Annotated in this window: 3 protein-coding genes; all 3 read left to right on the forward strand. The window is 30.9% G+C overall.

Annotated features, from left to right (window positions below; genetic code table 11):
* The first annotated feature begins 133 nt into the window (after positions 1 to 133).
* The 3 genes from ermCL to HMPREF1627_RS07090 all read left to right on the forward strand — a co-directional run bounded on the left by ermCL (position 134) and on the right by HMPREF1627_RS07090 (position 1,912).
* Complete coding sequence (ermCL, locus tag HMPREF1627_RS10515; protein ID WP_002497446.1) at positions 134 to 193, forward strand: 23S rRNA methylase leader peptide ErmCL; 60 nt, start codon at positions 134 to 136, stop codon at positions 191 to 193.
* A 60-nt stretch (positions 194 to 253) separates the two neighbouring features.
* The gene (erm(C), locus tag HMPREF1627_RS07085) at positions 254 to 988 is read left to right on the forward strand and encodes a 23S rRNA (adenine(2058)-N(6))-methyltransferase Erm(C) (RefSeq protein ID WP_001003264.1); all 735 of its coding nucleotides are present in this window, start codon (positions 254 to 256) and stop codon (positions 986 to 988) included.
* 447 nt (positions 989 to 1,435) lie between these two features.
* Positions 1,436 to 1,912 (forward strand): replication/maintenance protein RepL, encoded by a 477-nt coding sequence (locus HMPREF1627_RS07090; protein WP_000664727.1) that lies wholly within the window; start codon positions 1,436 to 1,438, stop codon positions 1,910 to 1,912.
* Positions 1,913 to 2,528: the final 616 nt, after the last annotated feature.

The raw sequence follows: 2,528 nt of genomic DNA on the forward strand, positions 1-2,528 counted from the left end.
ACTAGATAAATCTCTCATATCTTTTATTCAATAATCGCATCAGATTGCAGTATAAATTTAACGATCACTCATCATGTTCATATTTATCAGAGCTCGTGCTATAATTATACTAATTTTATAAGGAGGAAAAAATATGGGCATTTTTAGTATTTTTGTAATCAGCACAGTTCATTATCAACCAAACAAAAAATAAGTGGTTATAATGAATCGTTAATAAGCAAAATTCATTATAACCAAATTAAAGAGGGTTATAATGAACGAGAAAAATATAAAACACAGTCAAAACTTTATTACTTCAAAACATAATATAGATAAAATAATGACAAATATAAGATTAAATGAACATGATAATATCTTTGAAATCGGCTCAGGAAAAGGCCATTTTACCCTTGAATTAGTACAGAGGTGTAATTTCGTAACTGCCATTGAAATAGACCATAAATTATGCAAAACTACAGAAAATAAACTTGTTGATCACGATAATTTCCAAGTTTTAAACAAGGATATATTGCAGTTTAAATTTCCTAAAAACCAATCCTATAAAATATTTGGTAATATACCTTATAACATAAGTACAGATATAATACGCAAAATTGTTTTTGATAGTATAGCTGATGAGATTTATTTAATCGTGGAATACGGGTTTGCTAAAAGATTATTAAATACAAAACGCTCATTGGCATTACTTTTAATGGCAGAAGTTGATATTTCTATATTAAGTATGGTTCCAAGAGAATATTTTCATCCTAAACCTAAAGTGAATAGCTCACTTATCAGATTAAATAGAAAAAAATCAAGAATATCACACAAAGATAAACAGAAGTATAATTATTTCGTTATGAAATGGGTTAACAAAGAATACAAGAAAATATTTACAAAAAATCAATTTAACAATTCCTTAAAACATGCAGGAATTGACGATTTAAACAATATTAGCTTTGAACAATTCTTATCTCTTTTCAATAGCTATAAATTATTTAATAAGTAAGTTAAGGGATGCATAAACTGCATCCCTTAACTTGTTTTTCGTGTACCTATTTTTTGTGAATCGATTATGTCTTTTGCGCATTCGCTTCTTTTCTATATAAATATGAGCGAAGCGAATAAGCGTCGGAAAAGCAGCAAAAAGTTTCCTTTTTGCTGTTGGAGCATGGGGGTTCAGGGGGTGCAGTATCTGACGTCAATGCCGAGCGAAAGCGAGCCGAAGGGTAGCATTTACGTTAGATAACCCCCTGATATGCTCCGACGCTTTATATAGAAAAGAAGATTCAACTAGGTAAAATCTTAATATAGGTTGAGATGATAAGGTTTATAAGGAATTTGTTTGTTCTAATTTTTCACTCATTTTGTTCTAATTTCTTTTAACAAATGTTCTTTTTTTTTTAGAACAGTTATGATATAGTTAGAATAGTTTAAAATAAGGAGTGAGAAAAAGATGAAAGAAAGATATGGAACAGTCTATAAAGGCTCTCAGAGGCTCATAGACGAAGAAAGTGGAGAAGTCATAGAGGTAGACAAGTTATACCGTAAACAAACGTCTGGTAACTTCGTAAAGGCATATATAGTGCAATTAATAAGTATGTTAGATATGATTGGCGGAAAAAAACTTAAAATCGTTAACTATATCCTAGATAATGTCCACTTAAGTAACAATACAATGATAGCTACAACAAGAGAAATAGCAAAAGCTACAGGAACAAGTCTACAAACAGTAATAACAACACTTAAAATCTTAGAAGAAGGAAATATTATAAAAAGAAAAACTGGAGTATTAATGTTAAACCCTGAACTACTAATGAGAGGCGACGACCAAAAACAAAAATACCTCTTACTCGAATTTGGGAACTTTGAGCAAGAGGCAAATGAAAAACAAGAAAATGCATTATCTGATTATTATTCTTTCAAGGACTAGTATAACATAAAATCGTCTACAAATAGACAAAAAACCTGCACGCTTAATGTAGATCAAAAGCTTAACGCAAATGAAATAGATTGACCTCCCAATAACACCACGTAGTTATTGGGAGGTCAATCTATGAAATGCGATTAAGCTTTTTCTAATTCGCATAAGCGTGCAGGTTTAAAGTACATAAAAAATATAATGAAAAAAAGCATCATTATACTAACGTTATACCAACATTATACTCTCATTATACTAATTGCTTATTCCAATTTCCTATTGGTTGGAACCAACAGGCGTTAGTGTGTTGTTGAGTTGGTACTTTCATGGGATTAATCCCATGAAACCCCCAACCAACTCGCCAAAGCTTTGGCTAACACACACGCCATTCCAACCAATAGTTTTCTCGGCATAAAGCCATGCTCTGACGCTTAAGTGCACTAATGCCTTTAAAAAACATTAAAGTCTAACACACTAGACTTATTTACTTCGTAATTAAGTCGTTAAACCGTGTGCTCTACGACCAAAACTATAAAACCTTTAAGAACTTTCTTTTTTCTTGTAAAAAAAGAAACTAGATAAATCTCTCATATCTTTTATTCAATAATCGCATCAGATTGCAGTATAA

The sequence above is a fragment of the Actinomyces sp. S6-Spd3 genome (assembly GCF_000758755.1).
In the GTDB taxonomy this organism is placed as follows: Bacteria; Actinomycetota; Actinomycetes; order Actinomycetales; family Actinomycetaceae; genus Pauljensenia.

Excerpts from the sequence above, each read along its gene's own strand:
- HMPREF1627_RS07090 (WP_000664727.1), top strand. The coding sequence starts at position 1,436 with ATGAAAGAAAGATATGGAACAGTCTATAAAGGCTCTCAGAGGCTCATA.